Source organism: Pseudoalteromonas sp. SR43-7 (assembly GCF_014163785.1).
In the GTDB taxonomy this organism is placed as follows: Bacteria; Pseudomonadota; Gammaproteobacteria; order Enterobacterales; family Alteromonadaceae; genus Pseudoalteromonas; species Pseudoalteromonas distincta.
This window is the reverse complement of record NZ_JACJDY010000015.1, coordinates 56,056-82,076: the sequence shown is the minus strand read 5'-3', so window position 1 is coordinate 82,076 and position 26,021 is coordinate 56,056. Positions and strand designations below refer to the sequence as shown.

The 26,021-nt window shown below is 40.6% G+C and carries 19 protein-coding genes; 10 read left to right on the top strand and 9 right to left on the bottom strand.

The genetic code is table 11. From position 1 onward, the window contains the following. Positions 1–1,221: 1,221 nt before the first annotated feature. Positions 1,222–2,673 (bottom strand): 16S rRNA (cytosine(1407)-C(5))-methyltransferase RsmF, encoded by a 1,452-nt coding sequence (rsmF, locus tag H5087_RS12630; protein ID WP_182672257.1) that lies wholly within the window; start codon positions 2,671–2,673, stop codon positions 1,222–1,224. 265 nt (positions 2,674–2,938) lie between these two features. Between rsmF and H5087_RS12625 the strand changes: the two genes are divergently transcribed. From H5087_RS12625 to H5087_RS12590, 8 genes are all read left to right on the top strand, one after another. Next, positions 2,939–3,625: a GntR family transcriptional regulator gene (locus H5087_RS12625; protein WP_007582477.1), complete on the top strand. Its 687-nt coding sequence runs from the start codon at positions 2,939–2,941 to the stop codon at positions 3,623–3,625. Positions 3,626–3,906: 281 nt separating this feature from the next. Continuing rightward, entirely contained in the window at positions 3,907–4,785 is an 879-nt protein-coding gene (prpB, locus tag H5087_RS12620) for a methylisocitrate lyase (RefSeq protein WP_138488929.1), read from the top strand. Between the two features lie 49 nt (positions 4,786–4,834). Continuing rightward, positions 4,835–5,959: a 2-methylcitrate synthase gene (gene prpC / locus H5087_RS12615; RefSeq protein WP_182672256.1), complete on the top strand. Its 1,125-nt coding sequence runs from the start codon at positions 4,835–4,837 to the stop codon at positions 5,957–5,959. A gap of 130 nt (positions 5,960–6,089) precedes the next feature. After that, the gene (gene acnD / locus H5087_RS12610) at positions 6,090–8,699 is read left to right on the top strand and encodes a Fe/S-dependent 2-methylisocitrate dehydratase AcnD (RefSeq protein ID WP_182672255.1); all 2,610 of its coding nucleotides are present in this window, start codon (positions 6,090–6,092) and stop codon (positions 8,697–8,699) included. An 11-nt stretch (positions 8,700–8,710) separates the two neighbouring features. Beyond that, positions 8,711–9,877 carry a 2-methylaconitate cis-trans isomerase PrpF gene (gene prpF, locus H5087_RS12605; RefSeq protein ID WP_182672254.1) on the top strand — a complete coding sequence of 389 codons (1,167 nt, stop codon included), beginning with the start codon at positions 8,711–8,713 and terminating at the stop codon, positions 9,875–9,877. A gap of 501 nt (positions 9,878–10,378) precedes the next feature. Next, a complete protein-coding gene (locus tag H5087_RS12600) occupies positions 10,379–13,417 on the top strand; it encodes a hypothetical protein (RefSeq protein WP_182672253.1) in 3,039 nt (1,012 codons plus the stop codon). A gap of 62 nt (positions 13,418–13,479) precedes the next feature. Next, the gene (locus tag H5087_RS12595; RefSeq protein WP_039489982.1) at positions 13,480–14,571 is read left to right on the top strand and encodes a hypothetical protein; all 1,092 of its coding nucleotides are present in this window, start codon (positions 13,480–13,482) and stop codon (positions 14,569–14,571) included. A gap of 9 nt (positions 14,572–14,580) precedes the next feature. Then, positions 14,581–16,461 carry a hypothetical protein gene (locus tag H5087_RS12590; RefSeq protein WP_182672252.1) on the top strand — a complete coding sequence of 627 codons (1,881 nt, stop codon included), beginning with the start codon at positions 14,581–14,583 and terminating at the stop codon, positions 16,459–16,461. 133 nt (positions 16,462–16,594) lie between these two features. Here the strand turns inward: H5087_RS12590 and H5087_RS12585 are convergent, their stop codons facing one another. Both H5087_RS12585 and H5087_RS12580 read right to left on the bottom strand, forming a co-directional pair. Next, complete coding sequence (locus H5087_RS12585; protein WP_182672251.1) at positions 16,595–17,236, bottom strand: CPBP family intramembrane glutamic endopeptidase; 642 nt, start codon at positions 17,234–17,236, stop codon at positions 16,595–16,597. A gap of 66 nt (positions 17,237–17,302) precedes the next feature. Beyond that, positions 17,303–17,878 carry an inner membrane-spanning protein YciB gene (locus H5087_RS12580; protein WP_033028426.1) on the bottom strand — a complete coding sequence of 192 codons (576 nt, stop codon included), beginning with the start codon at positions 17,876–17,878 and terminating at the stop codon, positions 17,303–17,305. Positions 17,879–18,069: 191 nt separating this feature from the next. Here H5087_RS12580 and H5087_RS12575 point away from each other — a divergent pair, with 191 nt between their 5' ends. Together H5087_RS12575 and H5087_RS12570 are read left to right on the top strand one after the other, a co-directional pair. Further along, positions 18,070–18,339 (top strand): HU family DNA-binding protein, encoded by a 270-nt coding sequence (locus tag H5087_RS12575; protein WP_007375441.1) that lies wholly within the window; start codon positions 18,070–18,072, stop codon positions 18,337–18,339. 358 nt (positions 18,340–18,697) lie between these two features. Further along, positions 18,698–19,276: a type 1 glutamine amidotransferase domain-containing protein gene (locus tag H5087_RS12570; RefSeq protein ID WP_024595007.1), complete on the top strand. Its 579-nt coding sequence runs from the start codon at positions 18,698–18,700 to the stop codon at positions 19,274–19,276. A 64-nt stretch (positions 19,277–19,340) separates the two neighbouring features. Here the strand turns inward: H5087_RS12570 and trpA are convergent, their stop codons facing one another. The 6 genes from trpA to H5087_RS12540 are packed head-to-tail and all read right to left on the bottom strand — an operon-like array spanning position 19,341 to position 25,929. Then, complete coding sequence (gene trpA, locus H5087_RS12565) at positions 19,341–20,162, bottom strand: tryptophan synthase subunit alpha (protein ID WP_182672250.1); 822 nt, start codon at positions 20,160–20,162, stop codon at positions 19,341–19,343. Then, positions 20,159–21,343 carry a tryptophan synthase subunit beta gene (gene trpB / locus H5087_RS12560; RefSeq protein ID WP_002961582.1) on the bottom strand — a complete coding sequence of 395 codons (1,185 nt, stop codon included), beginning with the start codon at positions 21,341–21,343 and terminating at the stop codon, positions 20,159–20,161. Before trpB ends, trpA begins: the two co-directional genes overlap by 4 nt. A 7-nt stretch (positions 21,344–21,350) precedes the next feature. After that, positions 21,351–22,715 carry a bifunctional indole-3-glycerol-phosphate synthase TrpC/phosphoribosylanthranilate isomerase TrpF gene (gene trpCF, locus H5087_RS12555; protein WP_002961581.1) on the bottom strand — a complete coding sequence of 455 codons (1,365 nt, stop codon included), beginning with the start codon at positions 22,713–22,715 and terminating at the stop codon, positions 21,351–21,353. After that, positions 22,708–23,745, bottom strand: coding sequence for an anthranilate phosphoribosyltransferase (trpD, locus tag H5087_RS12550; RefSeq protein WP_154903287.1), 1,038 nt, complete (start codon positions 23,743–23,745; stop codon positions 22,708–22,710). Before trpD ends, trpCF begins: the two co-directional genes overlap by 8 nt. An 11-nt stretch (positions 23,746–23,756) precedes the next feature. Further along, entirely contained in the window at positions 23,757–24,359 is a 603-nt protein-coding gene (locus H5087_RS12545; protein ID WP_149592564.1) for an aminodeoxychorismate/anthranilate synthase component II, read from the bottom strand. A 1-nt stretch (position 24,360) separates the two neighbouring features. Then, entirely contained in the window at positions 24,361–25,929 is a 1,569-nt protein-coding gene (locus tag H5087_RS12540; protein WP_165724016.1) for an anthranilate synthase component 1, read from the bottom strand. Positions 25,930–26,021 lie beyond the last annotated feature (92 nt).

Here is a 26,021-nt window from a genome sequence, read left to right as displayed (position 1 = left end):
ATAACCTCTTTGTGAATATTTTTTCGGTAAACTCGTTGTTTTTAAACGCCTGCAAGCAGGACGTCTTGTATCTCTACAAGAGAATTGTGCTTACTTATAATCGTGAAGCGGGTTCACGTTAAAGTGAAATGTTAAAAACCAATTGCACAAAGAGAAGAGAATGAGGAGTAAATGAGAAGACACCAAGTAAGCTATTCACGAATTGATTTATCACTTCTCTAAAAGCGCAGTGACTCATAACCTCTTTGTGAATATTTTTTCGGTAAACTCGTTGTTTTTAAACGCCTGCAAGCAGGACGTCTTGTATCTCTACAAGAGAATTGTGCTTACTTATAATCGTGAAGCGGGTTCACGTTAAAGTTAAATCTGAAAAACCAATTGCACAAAGAGAAGTGAATGAGGAGCAAATGAGAAAACACCAAGTGATCTATTCAACTAACTGATTTATCACTTTTCTAAAAGCGCAGCGTCTCAAAACCTCTTTGTGAATACTTGTTATATTGGTAAAAGCGTTGCTTTAAACGGCAGCAAGCAGCACGTCTTGTATCTCTAGAAGAGAATTGTGCTTACTTATAATCGTGAAGCGGGTTCACGTTAAAGTTAAATGTGATAAACCAATTGCACAAAGAGAAGAGAATGAGGAGTAAATGAGAAGACACCAAGTGATCTATTCAACTAACTGATTTATCACTTTTCTAAAAGCGCAGCGTCTCAAAACCTCTTTGTGAATACTTGTTTTATTGGTAAAAGCGTTGTTTTAAACGGCAGCAAGCAGCTCGTATTGTATCCCTACAAGAGTTTTGTGCTTACTTGTAATCGTTTAGCTTAATTACGTTAAAGTTAAATGTGATAAACCAATTGCACAAAGAGAAGTGAATGAGGAGTAAATGAGAAGACAACAAATAAGCTATTCACGAATCGATAGATAACTTCTCTAAAAGCGCAGCGTCTCATAACCTCTTTGTGAATACTTGTTTTATTGGTAAAAGCTGAACTGTTATTATACGGCGTAAAAAATTGCCCAGAGGTTAAAAACCTCTGGGCTATAAATTGACTCTAAATTGAGTCTAGCGTTAACTAAAAACTTTCTGGTTCGTTAGGGAGAAGAAGAAAGTACTTAAAACTATAGTAAAGCTGTTCAATAAAGCATAACTAATTTTGCCATCTGGTTACATTTGGTAACAAAGGATTAGATTAATTATGCGTAATTTGTACTTTAGTTTAACCCCAGTTTATTAATTGTGTATTCTGCACCAAATCTCGTGGTAATGAGTTTTTAATCTTATTTTTTTGCCATTTGCCTAGCCCAATAGGGCAACCACACAGGGTTAATACTACTTCACCTATTGTTTGAGTTGCTTCAGTTAAGCGTATATCTTTACCTTGAAAATAATCATTTGCTTGCTCGTTATTTAACGCGTAAATATTAGTTTTACACTCATTGCCAAATACGGTTGCAAACTCATGGGTTAGCCTTACGCCATTTTTATGAATAATGCCAATTTGAATACCTAAGCGTGCGTACTTAATTTTATTTTGCACGGCTTCAAACCCCTCAGGAAATAACCACAGCTCTTTATCGCGCTGCATTAAGCTGCCAGGTAGGTTAGTTAACCCAAAGTGCTTTTTAAGCGATTGCATAAACGCGGCACTTTGTTTTTTATCAAACTCGTTAAATGGGAATGCACCTTTTTTAACAGTTTGATTTGGATTATTGCAGCTGGTGTGCTTTTTAAATTTAGCAATAAAGAAGCCTTCGCTATCGAATGTTTGCGGCCAAACATGTAGATATCCCTCATTAGTTGTGGCTTCGCTTGCACCTTCAAATAAATCACTTAGGGATTGTGGCTCTATATAGTCGCCAAATTCACTGAGTAAATAATCGCATACTTGCTGGTTTTCGAGTGGGGTAAGTGTGCAGGTTGAATACACTAAGGTGCCACCTGGCTTTAATGCGTAAAATGCGCTTTTAATTAAGTCTTTTTGTACCTGGGCTATTTGTATGTTTGATTCTATGGACCAATTTTTTAGTGCGTCGGCGTCTTTACGTACCGTGCCTTCGCCAGAGCATGGCGCGTCTAGCAATATGCTATCAAAGCATTCAAACATGTAGTTGCCAAATATAACGCCATCAAAGTGCGAGAGCGCACAGTTACCCACACCCATACGTTTAAGCGTAGCGCTAAGTACTTTTAAACGTGAAGACGAAAGCTCGTTTGCAACAAGCACACCTTGGTTATTCATAAGTGCTGCAAGTTGTGATGTTTTAGAACCCGGTGCTGATGCCATATCAAGCACGGTGTTATTTTGAGAGTCTGCGAGTTTAATACTTTGCTTTAATGCGATAGGCGGCAGCATTGAACTTGCCTCTTGCACGTACATAGCACCACTTAGATGTAAGTCGGTATTACCAAGGGCTAGGTTTTGTTCTTCATCGTTTGGGCGCTCTAACCAAAAGCCTTCACTGCACCAAGGGATTGGGGTTAGCAGCCAATTTTTTTCAGTTGCACGTTTTACAAATTCTTCAATGCTAATTTTTAATGTATTAACGCGGATAGATTTTCTGAGGGGCCTGCGACACGCATTTAAAAAGTCATCTAAGTTTAGATGCGCTGGTAAATAGGTTTTTACGTCATCAATAAAGTGCTCAGGAATAAAAGTGTTGGCGTTCACGCGTTAGCTCATACTATAAAAATAAAGCGTGATAATAGCATTTATATAACGCATTTTCAGTGCTTAAAAACGTAACATCCAATTTATTGCTATGTCGACACTTTATTGGTTTGGCCTATTTTAAAGCGTATTTTATACGACTTTAGATTAATAGTGTCGACAATGAGTGTGTTTTTTAGCCGTTTTGATAGGTTTAAGGGTTGACATGATTTTTTAATAAGCCCATAGTAACCACATTAATTGTCGACAATCTAAAAAATAACTTATGACACATACATTTTTAAACGAAGCGCCTATAACTACCGCATCAGATCAAGTATTTGTAGATATGCGCCGTGAGATTGTTGAAGGCAGTATAGTTCAAGGCAGTAAAATATCAGAGCCTGAGCTTGCCAAACGTTATGGTGTAAGCCGTGCAACGCTTAGAGAGGCGTTAAATCGCCTAGAAAGTTGCTACCTTGTTGAGCGTAAAGCTAACGTAGGTTGCCGAGTAGTTGCCCTTACTGCTGAGCGTTTGATTGAAGTTTATCAAGTTCGTAGTTCGCTTGAAGGCTTAGCATGTAGACTTGCTGCCGACAATATGGAGCCCGAAGAAGTAAAAGGCTTAAAGCAATTACTTAATCAGCACCTACAAACACAGCGTGTTAAAGAAGGCGAATCTTATTATCAAGAAGCCGGTGATTTAGATTTTCATTATCGTATTATTCAAGGCAGTAAAAACGCGCATTTAATTCATTTACTGTGTAATGAGCTCTATCAATTAATACGCATGTACCGTGTACAAATGGGCATGGTGGGGCCGCGTGTATCAAAAGCGTTTGATGAGCATTTAGCGATTATTAACGCCATTGAAAACCACGACGGCGAACTGGCTGAAATGCTTATGAAGCGCCATATAAGCGCATCGCAAGCAAATATTCAAACCAAATTTGATGTATACCAATCAATATGAGTATTCGAACAATTTAACGGATTAAATCGCTCCGTAACGTCGTTAAAAATTTTTTATTTAGAACCACTAAACATAAAAATTATTGCCTAGTTACAGAACGATTTTCTTATCGTTAAATAGACCTCATACGCATACAGATTGATATTAGTCGCAAAAAACAGAAGCTGTTAAAAGCTAAAAGCTAAAAGTTAAAAGCTAGCAAAAGCAGTTAAACAGTCACAATTACAGATTAAAACTATAAGTTACTCCACGTAGCAACCGTTCAAAGTGAGGATAAAGTAATGTCAGCAGGATTAAAATTTAAACACGCTATTGCCAATAACCGCCCGTTACAAGTAGTAGGTACTATTAATGCCTACACAGCGATGATGGCTGAAAAAATGGGTCACCAAGCTATTTACCTCTCAGGTGCCGGTGTTGCAAACGCCTCGTTTGGTATGCCTGATTTGGGTATGACAAGCCTTGATAACGTGCTTGAAGATATTCGCCGTATTACTGGTGCTAGCGATTTACCACTACTTGTGGATGCCGATACCGGTTGGGGCGGCGCGTTTAACATTGCACGTACAGTAAAAGAAATGACTAAAGCGGGGGCGGCGGGTTTTCATATAGAAGACCAAGTAGCCCAAAAGCGCTGTGGCCATCGTCCTAATAAAGAAATTGTAAGCCAAGGTGAAATGGTTGACCGCATTAAAGCGGCGGTTGATGCAAAAACCGATAGCGATTTTTATATTATGGCGCGTACCGATGCATTTCAAAAAGAAGGTTTAAATGCTGCTATTGACCGTGCAGCAGCCTGTGTTGAAGCCGGTGCTGACGCTATTTTTGCAGAAGCCGTACACGACCTTGCTGATTACCAAGCATTTGCAAAAGCGATTAACGTTCCAATTTTGGCAAACATTACTGAGTTCGGCCAAACACCTATTTACACAAAAGAGCAGTTAAGCGATGTAGGTGTTGAAATGGTGCTTTACCCACTCAGTGCATTTAGAGCCATGAACAAAGCAGCATTAAACGTGTATTCAGCAATTTTAAATGAAGGCTCGCAACAAAGCCAAATTGAAAATATGCAAACGCGTTCTGAGCTTTACGACTTTTTAGATTACCACACGTACGAGAACACACTCGATAACCTTTTTTCATCAAAATCTGACAAATAATAATTATTAAAAAATAAAATCACACACAAATTTAAGATAGGAGAAGATCATGGTAGATAAAGCATTAGGCGGCGCGGGTTTACGCGGACAAGTGGCTGGTCAAACAGCATTGTGTACTGTTGGACAAAGTGGTTCTGGTTTAACGTATTGTGGTTACGATATTAGCGAACTTGCCGAAAAAGCGCAGTTTGAAGAAGTGTCTTTTTTACTTTCACGTGGTGAGTTACCAACCACAAGCGAATTGGCAGAATATAAAGCAAAACTAAAGAGCTTACGCGGCTTACCAGATGCACTTAAAACCGTGCTTGAAAATATTCCTAAAGACGCACACCCAATGGATGTAATGCGCACGGGCTGCTCAATGTTGGGTAACCTTGAAATGGAAAATGATTTTAGCCAAGCTAATGATGCAATCGACCGTATGGTTGCTGTGTTCCCAAGTATTATTTGTTACTGGTACCGCTTTACACACGATGGCGTACGCATTGAAACACAAACTGATGACGACTCAGTTGGCGCACATTTTTTAACGCTGTTACACGACAAAGCACCTAGTGAATTGTTTGCACAGGTAATGAATGTATCACTAATTTTATACGCAGAGCACGAGTTTAACGCCTCTACCTTTACAGGCCGTGTATGTGCTTCAACTTTATCTGATATTCATTCTTGTGTAACTGGTGCGATTGGTACGCTACGTGGTCCATTACATGGTGGTGCTAACGAAGCGGCAATGGATATGATTCAAGGTTTTACAAGCGCTGAACATGCTGAGAAAGAAATCATGGGCATGCTTGAACGTAAAGACAAAATAATGGGTTTTGGTCATGCTATTTATCGCGAGTCTGATCCGCGTAATGTAATTATTAAAAAGTGGTCTGAAAAACTAGCGGCAGAGGTGGGCGATACCGTGCTTTACCCTGTGTCTGTTCGTTGTGAAGAGATTATGTGGCGCGAGAAAAAACTGTTTTGTAATGCTGATTTTTTCCATGCGTCTGCTTATCATTTTATGGATATTCCAACTAAATTATTTACGCCAATATTTGTAATGAGCCGTGTTACTGGTTGGACAGCACATGTAAAAGAGCAGCGCGCTAACAACCGTATTATTCGCCCAAGTGCCGATTACACAGGGCCTGACGCACGCAGTTACACACCAATAGAGTCACGTTAAAAAAATGAGTGAGCACGCATGTGCTCACTTTTTTATTGCACATAGCCACTAGCGAGTAGTTTTTTTCAAACTTTTTATTAAACACGCTAGCTGTGAGCAAACACCGTCACCAAATTAGCGAACCCTTACCATGACCATAATTAATAACACCCAATACCGTAGACCCTTACCAGGCTCAAATGTCGACTACTACGATACGCAAGAAGCCGTAGATGCAATTAAGCCAGGTGCATACGCCACGCTACCTTATACATCGCGTGTATTTGCTGAAAACCTAGTACGCCGATGCGACCCCGCCATGTTAACCGATGCACTTAACCAGCTAATTGAGCGCAAGCAAGATTTAGATTTTCCGTGGTATCCGGCGCGTGTGGTCTGCCACGATATTTTAGGCCAAACAGCACTTGTTGATTTAGCAGGTTTGCGTGATGCAATTGCAGCCAAAGGCGGCGATCCGGCAAAAGTGAATCCTGTGGTACCCACGCAGTTAATAGTGGATCATTCACTAGCGGTAGAGCATGCCGGTTTTGATCCTGACGCATTTGAAAAAAACCGCGCCATTGAAGATAGACGAAATGATGACCGTTTTCACTTTATAAACTGGACAAAAACTGCGTTTAAAAATATTGATGTTATTCCACCGGGTAACGGCATTATGCATCAAATTAATCTTGAAAAAATGTCGCCGGTTATTCAAAACCGAGATGGCATTGCATTCCCAGATACTTTAGTTGGCACCGACAGCCACACGCCACATGTTGATGCGCTAGGTGTTATTGCTGTGGGTGTAGGCGGGCTTGAAGCTGAAAGCGTTATGCTTGGCCGTGCTTCTTATATTCGCTTGCCTGATATTGTCGGTGTTGAGCTAACAGGTAAGCGCCAACCAGGTATTACCGCAACCGATATTGTACTAGCGATTACTGAATTTTTACGCGAACAACGTGTAGTATCTACTTATTTAGAGTTTTACGGTGAAGGTGCCGACGCGCTTACACTTGGCGACAGAGCAACCATTTCAAACATGACGCCTGAATTTGGCGCAACTGCCGCCATGTTTTATATCGATGATAAAACAATAGATTATTTGCGTTTAACAGGGCGTGAAGAAGAACAAATTGCCCTTGTAGAAAATTACGCAAAAACAGCAGACCTTTGGAGCGATAGCTTAAAAACTGCAAAATATGAGCGTGTACTTAAGTTTGATTTATCAAGCGTTGGGCGCAATATTGCAGGTCCATCTAATCCGCACCGCCGTGTATCGACAAGCGATTTAGCTAAAGAAGGTATTTCGGGCGTTGTTGAAAATGAAGAAGGCTTAATGCCAGACGGCGCATGTATTATTGCCGCTATTACTAGTTGTACTAATACGAGTAATCCACGCAATGTAATTGCCGCTGCACTCCTTGCCCGTAATGCAAATGCTAAGGGTTTAATGCGCAAACCTTGGGTTAAAACTTCATTAGCACCGGGCTCAAAAGCAGTGCAATCATACCTTGAAGATGCAAACCTACTAACAGAGCTTGAGCAACTTGGCTTTGGCATTGTTGGTTTTGCGTGTACAACGTGCAACGGTATGAGTGGGGCGCTTGACCCTGTTATTCAAAAAGAAGTAATCGAACGTGATTTATACGCAACGGCTGTACTTTCTGGCAATCGTAACTTTGATGGACGCATTCATCCTTATGCTAAGCAAGCATTTTTAGCGTCACCTCCTTTAGTTGTTGCGTACGCCATTGCAGGTACTATTCGCTTTGATATTGAAAAAGGAGTACTTGGGCAAGATCAACAAGGCAACGACATTACGCTTAAAGATTTATGGCCATCAGATGAAGAAATTGACGCAGTAATTAAGCACAGTGTTAAGCCAGAGCAATTTAGAAAAGTATACGAGCCTATGTTTAATTTAACCGTAGATTACGGTGAAGATAACGATCCACTTTACGACTGGCGCCCAGAAAGCACCTACATTCGTCGCCCTCCTTATTGGGAAGGTGCACTTGCGGGTGAGCGCACTATGACCGGTATGCGCGCGCTTGCAGTACTTGGCGATAACATTACAACGGATCATTTATCGCCATCAAACGCAATTATGGCAAGTAGTGCTGCTGGCGAATACCTGACCAAAATGAACGTGCCAGAGGAAGACTACAACTCGTATGCAACGCACCGGGGCGATCATTTAACAGCGCAGCGCGCAACATTTGCAAACCCAAAACTACTTAATGAAATGGTACTGGACGAAAACGGCGACGTTAAACAAGGTTCTTACGCTCGCCTAGAGCCACAAGGCACTAATACCCGTATGTGGGAAGCAATCGAAGCCTACATGGAGCGTAAACAGCCGCTTATTATCGTAGCCGGTGCCGATTACGGTCAAGGTTCGTCGCGCGATTGGGCTGCAAAAGGCGTAAGGCTTGCAGGCGTTGAAGTAATCGCAGCTGAGGGCTTTGAGCGTATTCACCGTACTAACTTAATTGGTATGGGGGTTTTACCGCTTGAGTTTAAAGCAGGCACAACGCGTAAAACCCTAAAGCTGGATGGCAGTGAAACGTACGATGTAACGGGCGATTTAAAACCAGGTGCTACCGTTAATTTAAGTATTACCCGTAAAGACGGTGAAGTGCTTACTGTGCCTATGAAGTGCCGTATCGATACCCAAGAAGAGCTTTCTATTTACGCGGCTGGTGGTGTGTTACAACGCTTTGCTCAAGACTTTTTAGAAGCAACGCAATCTGCATAAGGGCAAACACTATGTTTAAACCGCAAATTAAAGTGCCTGCAACCTATATGCGTGGCGGCACCAGTAAAGGTGTGTTTTTTAATTTAACTGATTTGCCAAAGCCTGCTCAAGTAGCAGGCGAGGCGCGCGACAATTTATTACTGCGTGTTATTGGCAGCCCCGATCCGTACGGCAAACAAACGGATGGAATGGGCGGCGCTACATCAAGCACCAGTAAAACCGCAATCCTAAGTAAAAGTGAGCAAGCAGACCACGATGTTGATTACTTGTTTGGTCAAGTGGCGATAGATAAACCTTTTGTAGATTGGAGCGGTAACTGCGGCAACTTAACGTCAGCAGTGGGGGCTTTTGCTATTAGTAATGGTTTGGTCGATAAAAGCAGAGTACCTAATAACGGTGTTGCTATTGTGCGTGTGTGGCAGGCTAATATTAATAAAAGCATATTAGTGCATATCCCTATGACCAATGGCGAAGTACAAGAAACCGGCGACTTTGAGCTCGATGGCGTTACATTTGCTGCAGCTGAAGTAAAACTTGAATTTATGGACCCCGCTGATGGCGATGGCGCGTTATTTCCAACAGGTAACGTAGTTGATGACTTAGAAGTACCAGGTGTTGGTACTTTAAAAGCCACGATGATAAATGCAGGTATTCCTACTGTATTTATTAACGCCGCTGATATTAATTATACCGGCACAGAGCTGCAAGACGATATAAATAACGATGTTGCAGCGCTTAAAAAGCTTGAAACCATTCGCGCTTATGGCGCCGTTAAAATGGGCTTAATCACTGATATTAATGAAGCGCAAGCTCGCCAACATACACCAAAGGTTGCGTTTGTTGCAGCGCCTTTAGATTACACTGCATCTAGCGGTAAATTTATTGAGGCTGCCAACATTAACTTACTCGTGCGAGCAATGTCGATGGGTAAACTGCATCATGCCATGATGGGCACAGCCGCTGTAGCTATTGGCACTGCCGCAGCAATTGAAGGCACACTCGTAAATATAGCCGCTGGTGGCGGTGCATTGAGTGAAGTTAACTTTGGTCACCCGTCGGGCACGCTAAAAGTAGGTGCTGAGGCTAAAAATAATGCTGGCAACTGGCTAGTTACCAAAGCAAGTATGAGCCGAAGTGCACGTGTATTAATGGAAGGGGTTGTAAGAGTCCCTTACTAATCACTGGTGAAGTTAAGCGCAACTAAACATTTATTTTAGTTAAGCAAACAAATTTTATAAACGTTTGCTTAGCTAAAGTAAAACCTACTCACACTCGTTAAAAATAATCCTTTTTCATTAATTTTTCGAATTATCGTCTTTTTTCGCTCTCATCCACCGCATTTACTTGAAGAATATAATTAACAAACTAGATTATATGTAATATTCATTTAATAAAGTGAATATATTGTATCAATATGTGCTGGTTCTTTATGAGTGTCTATAGGTTATTGAATAATAGAGATGCTGATAAAGAAGTAGCTCATAGAATAAAGATAAATACTTCTATAAAACGTATAAATATGTAGCATAACTATATAGCTTAATGGTATTTTTAATGTTCTAGTAACAAAAGTTATGATTGTGTACTTTTTTGATGCTTTTTGAATATAAAAGCTTACATAAATCACTATCAACTAAACTAATTTCTGATACTCATTCCAGGCTATCAAGGAGAAATAAATGGTAAAGCGTACGATCAAATTTACACCTATTGCAGCTTCAGTTGCACTTACATTAGGCTTAACAGCATGTGGTTCTGATAACGACAGAAATATTCCTGTTACACCTGTAGAATCTTTCACTGCAACGGGCGATGCACAATTTAACATTGAAGTAACAGGTAAAGCAGTTAAAGGTTCAATGAAAAGTGCAGTAGTAACTGTAATGACTTTAGATGCATCTGGTCAAAGCGTTCCTGTTGCATTTCGCTCAGCTGCTTCAGCAGAGGCTGAGTCTTTTTCTGAAGAAGCACTATCACAAGATGCTGCAGATGCAGCGGTAGAAGCAAGTAAAATTGCCGCTAACCCTGAAGTGCTAACTGATGAAAACGGTCGTTACAGCATCTACCTAGATGATGATTTTACTGGACCTGTTTACATTACTGTTAAAACGTCTGAAGAAGGCGATGATAGCTTTTTACGTTGTGATGCTTACGTAGGTTGTGGCACTTACGATGAAGCGCCAGAAGTTGACGACGAAAATGATGGCGATACTGATATTGAGTTTGGCGAATGGTACAAAACTGACCTAGAGCTTTCTGTTGTTAAGTTTATTCCAGCTGTTGAAGCAGATACATCTGGAGCGAGCGGTGCAGCTGGCGACGATAATGTTATAGGTTCTTATAAAGCTAATGTTACTTTTTTAACATCGTTAGTGGCGGGTCTTCTTCTTGACTCAGGTTCAAGTGTAGATGAAGACGCTATTGCTACAGCTAGCTTAAACACTGTTGTACAAGTAATGGGTCAAGACGCAGCACTTTTACTTTCTGCTATTATTGGCGATTTATCTAACGGCGGCGCTGTAGATTTAAGCAATGTTGATGGCGAAGAAGAACTTACTGACGGTATTTTAGCAATTGCACAGCTTTCATCTTCAATTCAAGGTTTACCTTCAATTGGTGATGTAATGAGCAGCATTAAAGCTGGTATTAAATCAGGCCAGTTTAAAGGTAATACTGACGCTGGCATTGCTGCAATAGCTACAATGTTACAAACAGCAATTACAAATACTGCAAACATTTTTGTTGCTGTAGCAACGGGTGATGAAACTGCAATTGAAAACGCTTTAAAAGCGGCATTCTCTATTAACAACCCTAATGCAACACAAGCACAAATTGATGCGTTTGCCGCTAATTCAGTAGGTATTGCTAAAAAAGCAAAAGCAGCTAAAGACAAAGCTGTTAAAAATGGTGCAGCAACTGATGCCGGCCTTGCAGCCGCTGCAGTAAAAGTTAAAAAAGCACTAGAAGTAATTGGTTGTACTGGTGCAGAGTGTACAGTTGGAGATGATTTTTATACAGCTCTAGCAGCTGCTTTAACAGTAGAAGTTACAGCTTCACAGACTGCACTTACTGCATTAGAAATGGATATTGAAACAGCTCAAAGTTCACTTGCTGATGTTCAAGCAATGGGTGGCGATGCTCTTACAGCTGATAACGCAGCTGCATTTGTAAGCGCTGTAACATTACTGAAAAATGAAGCTGCTACTGCTGGTTTAACAGCTAAAGCGGGTTCTATTTTTGTTAAATCACAAGGTTATGTAACTGCTGCAAAAGCGTTAGTTACTCAAAGCTCTGATTACCAACAGATTCTTGATTCTGCAACGTCTTTACAAACAGATGCAGGTGTTGCTGTAACTGACACCGTTGCATACGACGCTGCATTAGCTGCACTAGTAGCGGAAGCAGAAGCAGCGATTGAAACGTTTGATATTGCTCTTGCTGCTGCAAAACTAGTTGCTGAAGACACTGCAGACGTTGCTGATGAGAAAAAATCAGCAGCAGACACAGCTGAAGCAGCTTCTACAAGCGCACTTGCTAACGCAGAAGGTGCAATGGTAGATACAGCCGCAAACGCAACTGAAGCTCTTGAGCTTGCTATGACTGCTGTTACTGCTGCGTCTGATTTTGCTGCTGCTGTTGATGCACTTGAAATTGCTATTGAGCAAGCACTTGTTGCTGCTAATGCTTACCTAGACCTTGAAGGCGAAGGCGCACAAGCAATGATTGATGCGCTTACAGCTATGCAAACAGCTGCTGTAGCTCAAGGTGACCTAGCTAGCGAGCAATTTGTAACAGCTTATAACCTACAACTTGTTGCTGAAGCGGCGGTTGCTAAACTTGAAGTACTAACTTCTGTTAAAGCTACATCAGAGTCATTATCGACTATGACTGTGCTTACTAACACTGGCGGTCAAGCGGTTATCGATGCAGCAGACGTTCTTGCTGACGTAATTGATGAACTAGCTGAAATGGGTAACTCAGGTGAAGGTACTTCTACTCGTCAACCTGATTGGTCATATAACTATGACTTAGATGCGTTAGTTTTAGAATTAGAGAACGAAACTACCGGTGAAATGATCAGTGCTTCAGCTTCTTACCAAGGCGAGCAATTAGTTGTTGCTTGGGGCGCTACATTAATGGGTGAAAATGACGCAACTGTTTCACTTGTTACGGGTGAAAGTCGTACTGCAGCTCTAGAAGAGTGTGAACTGTTTGCTGACGGTACGATTATTGATCCTACGCAAATTGATTCATGTTTAATATTCACATTTGACGGTGCAGTAAATGCTGACACAGTTGATGACGCTGAAATTGTTAACACTGAAGCTTGGAACCACGTTGAAATTATGGACGGTGATTCTGGTTTCACTGGTATGCTAAACATTACTGCAACTGAAGAATCAGATTCTTCAAGCATCACACTTGAAGGTATGTCTGGCGACTTAGACTTTAAAGTAATGGGTATGGTTGACGGTAGTGGTGATGAAGATGAAAGTACATTAGAAGTTATGGTTAAAGGTGACGCAGCAATGGGTTACACATTATCTCTAACTGGTATGGAATCTACAGGTTACACTGGTGATGTTAAAGCTATGTACAATGGCGAAATGATGTCATTTGGTACTGCTTCTAAAGTTACTAACGGTGTAACTATCACTTACATAGATGGTGATGTAGTGCCTTACACTGATGTTGATTTAATTGATTCATCTAAGTAATATTTAAACTATAAAAGGGGAAAGCAGCGCTTTTCCCTTTTTTTATAGAAAGCGATTAAATTATGAAAAAAAAAATTCTCTTGTTAGGATTTTCAACAGCTTTTATTTCTCCTCTTGCTTCCGCAGATAACCAATTTCAAATATTTACTCATTTTGACGCAGAAATTTATACTGAAGCACAACCAGTACAAGCCTTTGTAGATGATTTTGATGCACCATTAAAATCGGGTGACAGTGCATTTACCTATAATATTTTTGAAGTGGGTGTTGGCTACGGTAATTTTAAGGTAGGTTTACAAAGTCGTTATGACTATGTTCTTAACTTTGATCCTGATACAGCTAAATATACTCATACCGAAAAGAATGACTTAGAGTTTGAAGATAGATTTTATACCTATTACCTCGATGCTAAACAAGCAACGTCTAATGGTGTATTCGTATCTTATGATTTTAAATTTTTAGATAAAAATGCATTAACAATAACACCTAAGCTTTCTGTTTTTGCCAGCTCACACTATCAAGATGCCACTGTAAATGGTGAGATTTTTAGTGATGAAGTTGAAGGTGCTGTAACTGTCGATTACAACTTTTCAAAAGATATTTTATTTAAAGAATTTACACCTTCACAAAAGCCTGAAGGGCTAGGCTATAGCCTAGATATTTTTGCCGATTGGCAAGTAAATGATGAGCTTAAAGTTGGTTTTAGCGTAAAAGATTTGCTCTATAAAACTCAGTACGAAGACAGTGGCTCTGTAAAGGGTCAAACTACTGAAATTCCATTTAGCGAAGATGACAACGGCGATATTATTACTCAGCCAACAGTTTCATTAAAAACATCTGCATTTGGAAATACGGTATCTCATGATTTCGAAATGGAAATGCGACTACAAGCATTTGCCGATTACAGAATAAACGACCGATTTTCGACTCAGTTAACTTTAAAACGTTACGATAAAGACACGTTTAGCCAATTAAAAGGCCGTATTCACTTTTGGGATCATTGGCGAGTACAAGCAGGCTACGAAACAAAAAGTGAAGCATTTTTAGTTGGTATTGAAAACGAGTATTTTGGTCTTAATTTACAAACTGATAGCCTAGATTTAGATAAAGCCTATTATGCTAATGTGAATTGGTACGTGAACATTAAGTTTTAAGGAATGAAGATGTTAAAACAAATTATACCTTTAGGGGTCGCTATTGCATTGGCAGGTTGTGGTTCTTCATCAGACAGTGACAGTTCAGAATCTGTTGCAGTGAGTGAAATTGCTACATCTTCTTCTGTGAGTTTTTATGTATCTAATTGGCAATCACCACAGGGCACGCTTTATGTTTTAGATAGCGATGGGGTGGTGCAAGAATCAATTGAAGTCGAAAACATCAATACTGCGAGTGTAAGTGTAACTCCACTTACTTTTAATAGTTTTGAGTTTATACCTAGCGATACAGCTCTACCTTGTCCGCGATTTACAGGGTGTGGCAGAACTGTGCGTGGTGATGTAAATGACTTAAACGCAAACCGGTTAATCGACTACCAAGAATTGACAACCGTTACCCTTAATTACAAAGCGGATGCATTTAGTGCACCGGGTGTAAATAAGGTTTATTTATCGCCATTGAGTAAAGCAATTACAGAAGAAGGCTTTAGTGCTACACAGGCGAGTTTATCAGCCACGCCTTTTTATCATTTAACGCACAGTAATTTAAATGCAAGTGTTGAAGCAGAGATGGTGACAAATGCCTTCACCTACGCGGCAATTTTAGCTGGTGTTGCTGATAGTTCGTTTAGTGTTGAAAGTGCTTTTAATGCATTTACTAACTTGGAGACTGACCAGCAAGCATGGCAAGATTACAGCGATTTAGCAGCGCAGTATGTTACAGACAACTTATTTAGCGACCAAGGTAATGCTTTGCTGAAAAATGTAGCTGGTCAAGTTAAGCAAACGATTGCAAGTGTAACTACATTTGCAAATTGGCAGGCTCGCTCAGCAGAAGTGCAAAGCTTAGACTCAAGAGAGTTACTTGTTGATACGCGAAATATAATTGGTGTTGCAAGACTTCAAGAAAAAAGCTATTCAGATGAATTAGACGCAAAATTTACTGAGCTTGAAGGTGCGTTTGATGAAGATACACAAAGAACCCTTGATGCACTTAGTAATGCTTTAAACGAAGTTATCACAAATTATTCACCACTAGCTGATGGCTCTACACCATCAGGGCAATATAAGCTTCGTGATTTAGATATTGATTACAACCAATCACCTTATACTTGGGCTATTACTGGCACATATGATGAGTTACCTATAACCATTGATTTATCAATTCCAACTTTCAGAGTAAGTGGTGTATTAGGTAATAAAATCGAAGGTGTAATGAGCGCAACGGTCACAAATGGTACTACGGTATTAAGTGTGGATGTAAGTGAGTTGCTGATTGAGTTTGATGGCATAGATGCTCAAAGTGAATTAAACCCAGAAGCCGATACGGGTATTACACAGGTAACCACCAACGTAATTATCAATAAAGCCGCGGGTAAACTCGAAGGTGATTTATCAGTAAACTTAAATCGTTTTGTTAATTCACTAGGTGAGGAGTCAACCACGTTATCTACTTTTGATTTTAATGGTGATTACGTAAGCGACATTCAAAACACTGCATTTCATATCACAGCAGTAGAGGCTTCGCCTTTTGTTGGTGAAGATAATGACGATTTAGCATTTACTTTTGAATTAGATTTTCCATTGAGTGGTGCAAGCGATTTTAAATTTGCGTACGTAGGCGATGTGGAAAACTTATCAGAACTTACCTCTACAGATATATTTGTTAGCATACAAAATCGCGCGTTAGATTTACGTATTCGTGATGTTAGTGGCAACATTAATCTAATAGCGAAAGGCGAAAATGGACGTTGGTTAGATGTAAAGCAAAAGGGCCGTAATTACAGTGGCGGTTTATATTTTGGTGATACTAAACTAGCTGATGTTACTGCGGTACGTGGTATTCCTGGTGTTTTATTTCCAAATGGTGAGTTTGAGTCGTTATTTTAACCATTAGATTAAATAATTAAAAACTCAGCATATGCCTTACAGCTCAGCGCTTTTTGCGATGAGTGAAGTGTTTTTATAACTATTCGAAATCCGGTATTAGTTTCTGATATCGGATTTTTTAATGTTTGTTATATTAGTTAAATGCGCCTGAATCGAGGTAGCTGCCAATCCCGAGTGTAAACATCCATAGCCCCCATAAGCTGTGTTCAATAACACACACGACCGTTGAGCGGCTTTGTGCGTAGGTATACGCAAACAGTAAACCGCCCAAAAAGGCTAAGGCTACTGCAATCCAATTTGCATACACAATGTGCGCCAGCGCAAATACACTCGCACTGACTACAATACGCACTGCTTTTTTTGGCATGATGCGTTTATAACGATGAAAAAAATACGTTCGGAATATTAATTCTTGAGGAATAACCGACAGTATTGGATACAGCACCAACAGTAAAAGCCAATCATTAAACGAGTTACGGGGAAGGGTAAACCAGTTGCCTTGATGAATAATCCCGTAAAACATGCCTGAGAACAGCGCACCTAAAAAAAAGAAGCTAAACACACGCCTTTTAACAGCAGAAAATTGCCCAAGGCTTGTGAGTCTAAACCGTTTAAAGTGGGGATCGCTCAGTAGCAACATACAACACACACTCATAAGTATAATAAGCGCAGGGATAAGCCAATTAGCTAAATGCTCGCGTAATCCAAAACCCAACAAGGGCAGCAATATAAAAATGAGGGTAAATTCAAACCAACGGTATTGATTAGCGTTCAAGGTCGTCTCAACTTGCTTTTTTTAATAAGCTAACAAGCTAAGACGACACTTTTATGACGAGGGGGCTTACTTTGCTGTTTCCTCTTCATCAGGGAGGTATTTGTACAAGGCAATAATGGTGGCAAAAATGCTTACAAAAGTAATACCCATTAAACCAAACACTTTAAAGTTAACCCAAAAATCGAGCGAAAAATTGTATGCAATATAAATGTTTAGTGCCGCTATACCAGCAGTTATAACAACCCACATTAGGTTAAGCTTATCCCATAATGGTTCTGGGACAACAATGGCTTGTTTTGTATCATTAGCGTTTTCGAGGATTGAGCTAAGCGCTTTTTTAACGAGATTTTTATTAAGTACATAACGGCTAACAAGTAACGTTAAACTTAAACCTGCATATATCAGTGTTGCTTTCCATTTAATGTATTGCTCATCATGAAGTACCAGCGTTAGCGTACCAAACACGGCAGCAATGCCAAAAAATATCCAATGACGAGTAGGTACATTGCCATGTTTAAAGTAGCTATAAGCAACTTGAATAAGCGTAGTGGCCATCAATAAACCGGTAGCCCAATAAATATCGACGAGTTTAAACACTGCAAAAAACAGTATGAGTGGAATGTATTCAATTAATGCGTGCATATACTACCTAAATTATACAAAAAAGAGTCAAAGGCTTTTTACCACATAAAGCTTAGCAACTACAAGGTTGACTTGTTGTCCTGTAACCCTTAGCCTGCGTGGCTTTATTACCAATTTGGTTTGGTATTTTTCATATCATCATATTCCCACGCTTAACCAACACTGATTTGGCGTGTATTTAGGAGCCTAGAATGAATAAAGCAGAACTCGTTGCTGCCATTGCACACAAAAGTGAATTAACAAAAAAAGATTCTCAAGCGGCACTTTCAAGCTTGCAAAAAGTCATTACTAAATCGCTTTCTGAGGGCGATCAAGTTCAAATTAATGGCTTTGGTACCTTTGCGCTAAGTTATTACCCAGCGCGTACTGGGCGTAACCCACAAACAGGGGCTGCAATTGAAATAGAAGGCGCAAATAAAGCGGTTTTTAAACCAGCTAAGGCGTTAAAAGATCTGCTTTAAATAGCATTACTTAGCTTGGTCGTTGATTGAGCTTTGCGTGGAGTTATTAAACATAAAATTATGGGCTTTGCCCATCAAGCCAACAAGTTGTGCGTCTACAAAATAAACATAATGGCGAGCGTTAGTTGTAGGCGTTGAGCTTGCTCACGCGAGAAGGGAAGCTTCTGTATTTAAATCACCAAGTAGCAAAGCTATGTCTGATCTATGTAGTTTTTTCATCCCTTCTAAATGATTTACATGGCATTATAAATCCTACTTAAATTAACTCCTTTATTTTCAATCACTTGTTGTCGGCACGCATCGTGCTTTTTTTATTGTGTATTTTAAATATACCTTTTAAGAAAATAAGGAGATCTCAATGAGTACATTACAAACAAGCACACGTTTACAAGGCAAAAAAATCGCAATTTTAGCCACTGATGGATTTGAGCAAAGTGAGCTTTTATCTCCACGCAGCGCATTACTTGATGCTGGTGCAAACATCGAAATAGTATCAATTAAAGAAGGCCAAATTACTGGCTGGGATGAAGACAAGTGGGGCGATAAAGTAACAGTAGATAAACTAGTTACAAACGCGGATCCTGCTGATTACGACGCGCTTATGCTTCCTGGTGGTTTATTTAATCCAGACAGTTTACGCCAAGATAAAGATGCTAAAGCATTTATTGATGGATTTTTTGGCGCAGAAAAAAACAAACCCGTTGCTGCTATTTGCCACGCACCGTGGTTGTTAGCTGAAATTAATAAATTGCGCGACCGCACTATTACTTCTTTTCCTAGTATTAAAAGCGATTTAATTAATGCAGGTGCTAATTGGGTTGATCAAGAAGTATGTGTAGACCAAGGTTTAGTAACAAGCCGAAGCCCAGCTGATTTAGAAGCATTTAATGCTAAATTTATTGAAGAGATTTTAGAGGGTAAACACCAAGCTCACTAATTTGTTTTTCAAAAACAAAAAAGGGCATTTAAATGCCCTTTTTTAATGCCTAAATTTACACTTTTTATAATGCGGTTGCCGCTTTCATTTCACTAACAAATGCTTTTAACTGCGTTGTCATTGCGTCTAAATCGTTAAGGTTAGCTTCAATAATTTTAACTACAGCAGAGCCTGAAATAGCACCTGCTGCGCCTGCATTAAGAGCCGCTTTTACATCACCTGGCGTTGAAATACCAAATCCTAAAAGAGCAGGAGCTGCATGGTATTCTTTTAATTTAGTAACAATATTACCCGCTGGCATTTGTGCTTTAGTATCGGTACCGGTAACACCAGCGCGCGATAGTAAATACGTATAACCACGACCGTAAGAGGCGCATTGGCGAAGTGTGTCGTCATCTGCATTAGGTGTGGCAATAAAAATTGGGTCTACACCGTTATCCATTGCCGACTTTCTAAATATTTTAGATTCATGCAGAGGCACGTCAGCCACTAAAATTGAGTCTACACCTACCGCTTTTGCATCTTTATAAAATGCTTCTATGCCGCGCTTAAAAACAAGGTTTGAGTAAAGCAATAATCCAATTGGAATATCGGCGTTATACTCGCGTATCTCTTTAATAACATCAAAGCAATCTTGCGTGTTAATGTGCACATCAAGTGCGCGAATATTTGCTTTTTGAATTACAGGGCCATCCGCAATCGGGTCAGAAAACGGAATACCAAGCTCAAGTGCATCAGCGCCGCCGTCAATTAGGCTTTTAATAATCGCAACACTTTGCTCTTTACCTGGGTCGCCAATTGTTACAAATGGTACAAACGCACCTTGTTTTTTCTCGTTAAGCGCTGCAAACATTTTGCCGTAACGATCCGTTTTTACTTGGCTCATAGCTGACCTCTTTCAGATAGTACATTGTGAACGTGTGCTAAATCTTTATCGCCACGACCACTTAAATTAATAACTAAAACGCTTTCCTCGGTTTGCTCTTCTGCATACTTAAGTGCATAAGCAAGCGCATGGCTTGATTCAAGCGCCGGAATGATCCCTTCGTTTTTAGCAAGTGATTGAAACGCATCAAGCGCTTCTGTATCTGTGATACCCACGTATTGCGCTCGACCGGTTTCGTGTAAAAATGCGTGCTGAGGACCAACCGCAGGGTAATCAAGACCCGCTGATACAGAGTAAGACTCTTCAATTTGGCCATCGTCGTTTTGCATAATGTACGTGTAAGTACCGTGTAATATACCTTTAGTGCCTTTACAAATTGTTGCACCGTGCTCATTTGTATCAAGCCCTTTCCCAGCAGGCTCAACACCAATTAATTTAACGCCTGGCTCGTCAATAAAGTCGGTGAACATACCAATTGCGTTTGAACCACCACCAACACAGGCAATTACAGCGTCAGGTAAACGACCTTCGGCTTTAAGTACTTGTTGTTTAGCTTCTTCACCAATAACTTTTTGATACTCACGTACAATTGTTGGGAATGGGTGAGGACCCGCAGCTGTGCCTAGTAGGTAGTGCGCGTCTTGATAATTAGCTGACCAGTCACGCAGGGCTTCATTTACTGCATCTTTTAATGTGCCAGAACCCGCTGTTACCGGAATAACCTCTGCGCCCATTAACTTCATTCTAAATACGTTTGGTTGCTGACGTTCAACGTCTTTTGCGCCCATATAAATTCGACATTTTAAACCCAGTAATGCACATGCAAGCGCGGTTGCAACGCCGTGTTGGCCTGCGCCTGTTTCAGCAATTACTTGTTTTTTACCCATGCGCTTAGTAAGTAACGCTTGGCCAAGTACTTGGTTGGTTTTATGTGCGCCGCCGTGTAATAAGTCTTCACGCTTTAGATACAGTTTTACTTTTGGGTTTTTAACTAAATTGCGCGTTAAAGTAAGTGGGGTAGGACGACCCGCATACTCGTTTAATAATTTACTTAGCTCAGCCTGAAACTCAGGATCTTTTTGTGCTTTGTTAAATTCGTTTTCTAACTGCTTAAGCGCAGGGACAAGTAACTCGGGTACAAACATACCGCCAAACTCGCCAAAATAAGCTGGATTTTGCATTTTAACCTCAATAATTTCTGATGCTTGTAAAAGCATTATGTAATTTGTTAGGGCACTTTTTACCCGCAGATTCTTCAACGCCTGAGTTTAAATCAAGGCCTAAGGCACCTTTAAAAAGCGCATCTTTAATATTGTCTGGATTTAAGCCTCCAGCGAGCATAAACGGAGTGGTTGCATCATGAAGCACCGACCAATCAAATGCTTTACCTGTACCGCCAGCTTGTGTATCGCTGTGTGTATCGTAAAGGTGTCGGTCAACGCCATTTACAGGCGTTGGCAATGCATCTTTTATTGCTTGGGCTTTCCAAATCTCGCAGCCGGTAGGTAACTGTGTACGCAACTGAGCGATGTAATCGTCACTTTCTTGACCATGTAATTGAACTGCCGCCAATTTTAGCACACTTGCGTATTGAGCAACTTGATCAATTGGGGCATCTACAAACACACCCACAAAATTAAGCGGGGCACTTTGGCTAAGCTCTTTTGCGCAATCTAAATCAACATAGCGTGGCGATTTAGGATGAAAAATTAAACCCCCGTAAATAGCACCGTTTTGATATGCCGCTTGTGCATCTTTGGTACGTGTTAAACCACATACTTTATTGTCACCTAAAATAACACGGCGACATGCTTGCTCTAAATCACGCTCGCCCATAAGTGAGCTGCCAATTAAAAAACCATCGCATAATGGAGCTAAACGTTTTACGTCTTGATGGGTGTAAATACCCGATTCCGAAATAACCACTTTATCAGCCGGAATAAGTTTGCGTAGCTTTTCGGTAGTGGCTAAATCGGTGCTTAAATCGCGTAAATCACGGTTATTAATACCAATAATTTGTGCATCAAGCGCAAGTGCACGGTGTACTTCTTCTTCATTACTTACTTCGGTTAATACCGACATATTCAGAGAATCGGCAACTGCGTGCAGTGCTTTATAGCTTTCGTCATCGAGTACTGAAAGCATCAGTAATATAGCGTCACCGCCATAAATACGCGCCATATACACTTGGTACTCATCTATAAAAAAGTCTTTACAGATAAGCGGTTGTTCTACTTGGCTGCGCACAAATTCAAGATAGTCAAAACTGCCTTGAAAATATTTAGCATCAGTTAACACGCTCATGCAGGTAGCGTATTTTTTATAAACCGATGTGATTTCGGTTAAATCAAATGGCTCTCTAATTAGCCCTTTTGAAGGCGATGCTTTTTTACACTCTAAAATAAACTGTGTGCCTGGGGCGGCTAATGCTTTGTAAAAACTACGGCTTGTAGGCACTGCAAGGTGTTTAAAGCTTTCAAGCGGGCGTGCGGCTTTACGCTCAATTAGTTCTAATTTTTTATCAGCAACAATTTTGTCTAATACATTAGCCATTACTTACCTCAATAATTGCATTTAGTGTGTTCATGGCTTGCCCTGAACTTAATAATGTTTGTACTTGCTTTGCCCCTTCTTTTAACGTTTCTGCTTTACCTGTTAGGTATAAAAGGGCAGCTACGTTAACCACAATGGCAGCATTATGTGCATCTGTGCCTTTGCCTTGTAAGATTTCAAGGCTAGCATTTGCGTTGTATTGTGGGCCTTCACCAGCGAGTTGTTCAAGTGAATAGTTTGCAAGGTCAAAGTCGCTTGGGTTTAGTGTGTACTGTGTAAGCTCGCCATTATTCAGCTCAACTACCGTTGTTGGACCGTGTAGAGCTATTTCGTCAGTGCCCGAGCCGTGAACAATCATAGCGCGCTTTGTGCCAAGGGTTTTAAGTGTTTGTGCCATTGGCATACATAACGCTTCATTGTACACACCTAACAATTGCACATCAGGTGCTGCTGGGTTAGCAAGCGGGCCTAAAATATTAAAAATAGTGCGTGTTTTAAGCGCTGTACGCACGCCCATCGCATGGCGTACGCCACTGTGATAGTGCGGTGCAAACAAAAAGGTAAAATTGGTTTGCTCAAGGCATTTTGCTGCCTGCTCTGGGCTCATATCTATATTAATGCCCAACGCTTTTAGTAAGTCGGCAGAGCCTGAATTACTCGATACACTGCGATTACCATGTTTTACCATGTTGATGCCGGCAGCAGCGGCAACTATGGCTGCTGTTGTGCTTATATTAATTGTGTTTGAGCCATCGCCGCCAGTGCCACAGCTATCAGCAAGTTGTGTACTGCTGGTAGTAAAAGCAACAGCGTTTTCGCGCATTGAGGCTGCAGCACCTGCTATTTCATCGCTTACTTCGCCTTTAATTTTAAGGCTTATTAGTAGGGCGGTTAGCTCAATCTCGCTCATGTTACCTTGCATTATTTCATCAAACAGTGCTTTGGCGTCTGCGTAGCTTAATGATTGCCCTGTAATTAGTTGTTCAATAGCGTGTTGAACATTTATGGGTTGTTCTGGTTGTGTACTCATAATGTCCTCTTTTATTTGGCACGTGTTAAGTAAGCGACACTTTGCTGAAGTAGCATTGCGCCGTTTGGCGTCAGTATTGATTCTGGATGAAATTGATAACCCAATGCGTTGTCATCATGATGATAAATAGCCATTGGGATATCTTCGTACTGGGCAATAACCTTTATATTATCAGGCACTTTTGTTGCCATTAATGAATGGTAACGTGCTACAGGCATTGTATTGCCCATACCATCAAATACAGGATGTTCGCCTAAATTAATAATTGAAGACTTACCATGTACGGTTTCACCCGCGTGACCGATTACTCCGCCATAGCTTTGTGTTAACGCTTGTTGGCCTAAACAAATGCCTAGCATTGGGAAGTGGCCTTTAGAGAGCTCAATAAGCTCCATTAAACAGCCTGCATCGCTTGGTGTGCCAGGACCTGGCGAAAGTACTAATAGCACTTGTCCTTGCTCTTGGCGCATTTTATTAAAAATAACCTCAGCGCTAATGTTGTTTCTGTAAACAACAAGTTCGCAGCCAAGCATCGTAAGCTCATCAACTAAGTTATATGTAAATGAGTCAAAGTTATCTAAAAAATAGATTTTAATAGGATTCGCTTTACTCATTTTATACCGCCTTATACGTAGATTTTATGGCGGTGATAACCGCTTGTGCTTTAGCGCGAGTTTCGTTTGCTTCTGAAATAGGATCTGAGTCAAACACTACACCTGCACCTGCTTGCACGTAGGCTATGTTATTTTTAACAAAAGCAGAGCGAATAACAATACAACTATCCATTGCGCCATCACCGGTTAAGTAACCTACTGCGCCGCCATAACTGCCACGGCGCTTACCTTCTGTTTGACGTACAAGCTCAGCAGCACGTACTTTTGGTGCACCAACAAGGGTGCCCATGTTCATACACGCTTGGTAAGCATGCAGTGCATCAAGTTCTGGTTTTAGTGTGCCAACAACGCGTGAAACTAAATGCATTACCTGTGAATAGCGGTCTACTTTTAATAACTCTTTGGCAAAACGAGTACCTGCAACACTAATGCGGGCTACGTCGTTACGGGCTAAATCGACAAGCATTAAATGCTCGGCGCGCTCTTTTTGATCGTTTCTTAGTTCCAGCTCAATGCGGCTGTCTAAGTCGGGGTTTATTTGCCCATTAGCAAATTTGCCACGTGGGCGAGTGCCAGCAATTGGGTAAACTTCTACTTGCTGATTACTTACGTCGTACTTAAGGGCCGACTCAGGAGACGCGCCAAATAATGCAAAGTCTTCATCGCGCATATAAAACATGTAAGGGCTTGGGTTTTGCTTTTTAAGCTGGCTATACGCATGTAAAGAATCAGGGCAAGGTAGTGAAAATGTACGCGACGGCACTACCTGAAAAATATCGCCATCTACAATGTTCTTTTTAAGCTTAACAACTTGCTCGCAATACGTTTCGTCGCTTATATCAACGCTTACTTCACATTCGCCACTTTGCATATCCGCACTAAATTCTGCTGCGTTATCGCACAGCGTATTTAACCGCTCAAGCTCTTTACCTACTTCAAAGCAGTTAGCGTGTACGTCTGGGCCATTAAATACATTGCCAATGAGTTCGGTTGTTTGCTTTTGATGATCAATAACAACTAACGTTTCAGCTAAATAAAATACGTAATCTGGGCAGGTGTTTTCGCCATCAGGTACATCACTTAATTGCTCAAAGTTTGCCACCATGTCGTAGGCAAACACACCGCCTAAAAATACCGAAAACGGATTTTCGGTAGTGCTTTGAATACTGTTAATACAGGTACGAAGAGCGCTGAAAGCGTTATCGGCAACAAGCTTACTTGCTTCGTCTATATCGCTGCTGGTGTCTTGGTAGTTAAGTGTAAGCGTTGTGTCGTTTAATTGTGAATCACAGCTCTTAACATTTGCTTGTAAGTAGCTTAATAATTGCTTGCCGTTATTAGATTGTGCGCTAACAGTTACCGTTTTACCCTTACATACAATGCGCAGGGCGCTATCAACTAAAATTAAGCTTTTTACACTGTCTTTAGAATCAATCTCAGCCGATTCAAGCAGTAGTGAGTTAGGCTTATCAAGTGCCGCGTATAATGCAAGAGGGCTACTAATATAGTCGCGTACTTGCGTAATGCTTGTTACTTCGCCTGGTGTGGTAGTTATATGACTAAAAATCAAACCTCATTCCCTCAAAAAATTAAACCCCGCAGTGCTTTTGCAATGCGGGGTTTGAATAACGATATCTAAATTACAAACAGATCATTACCGTC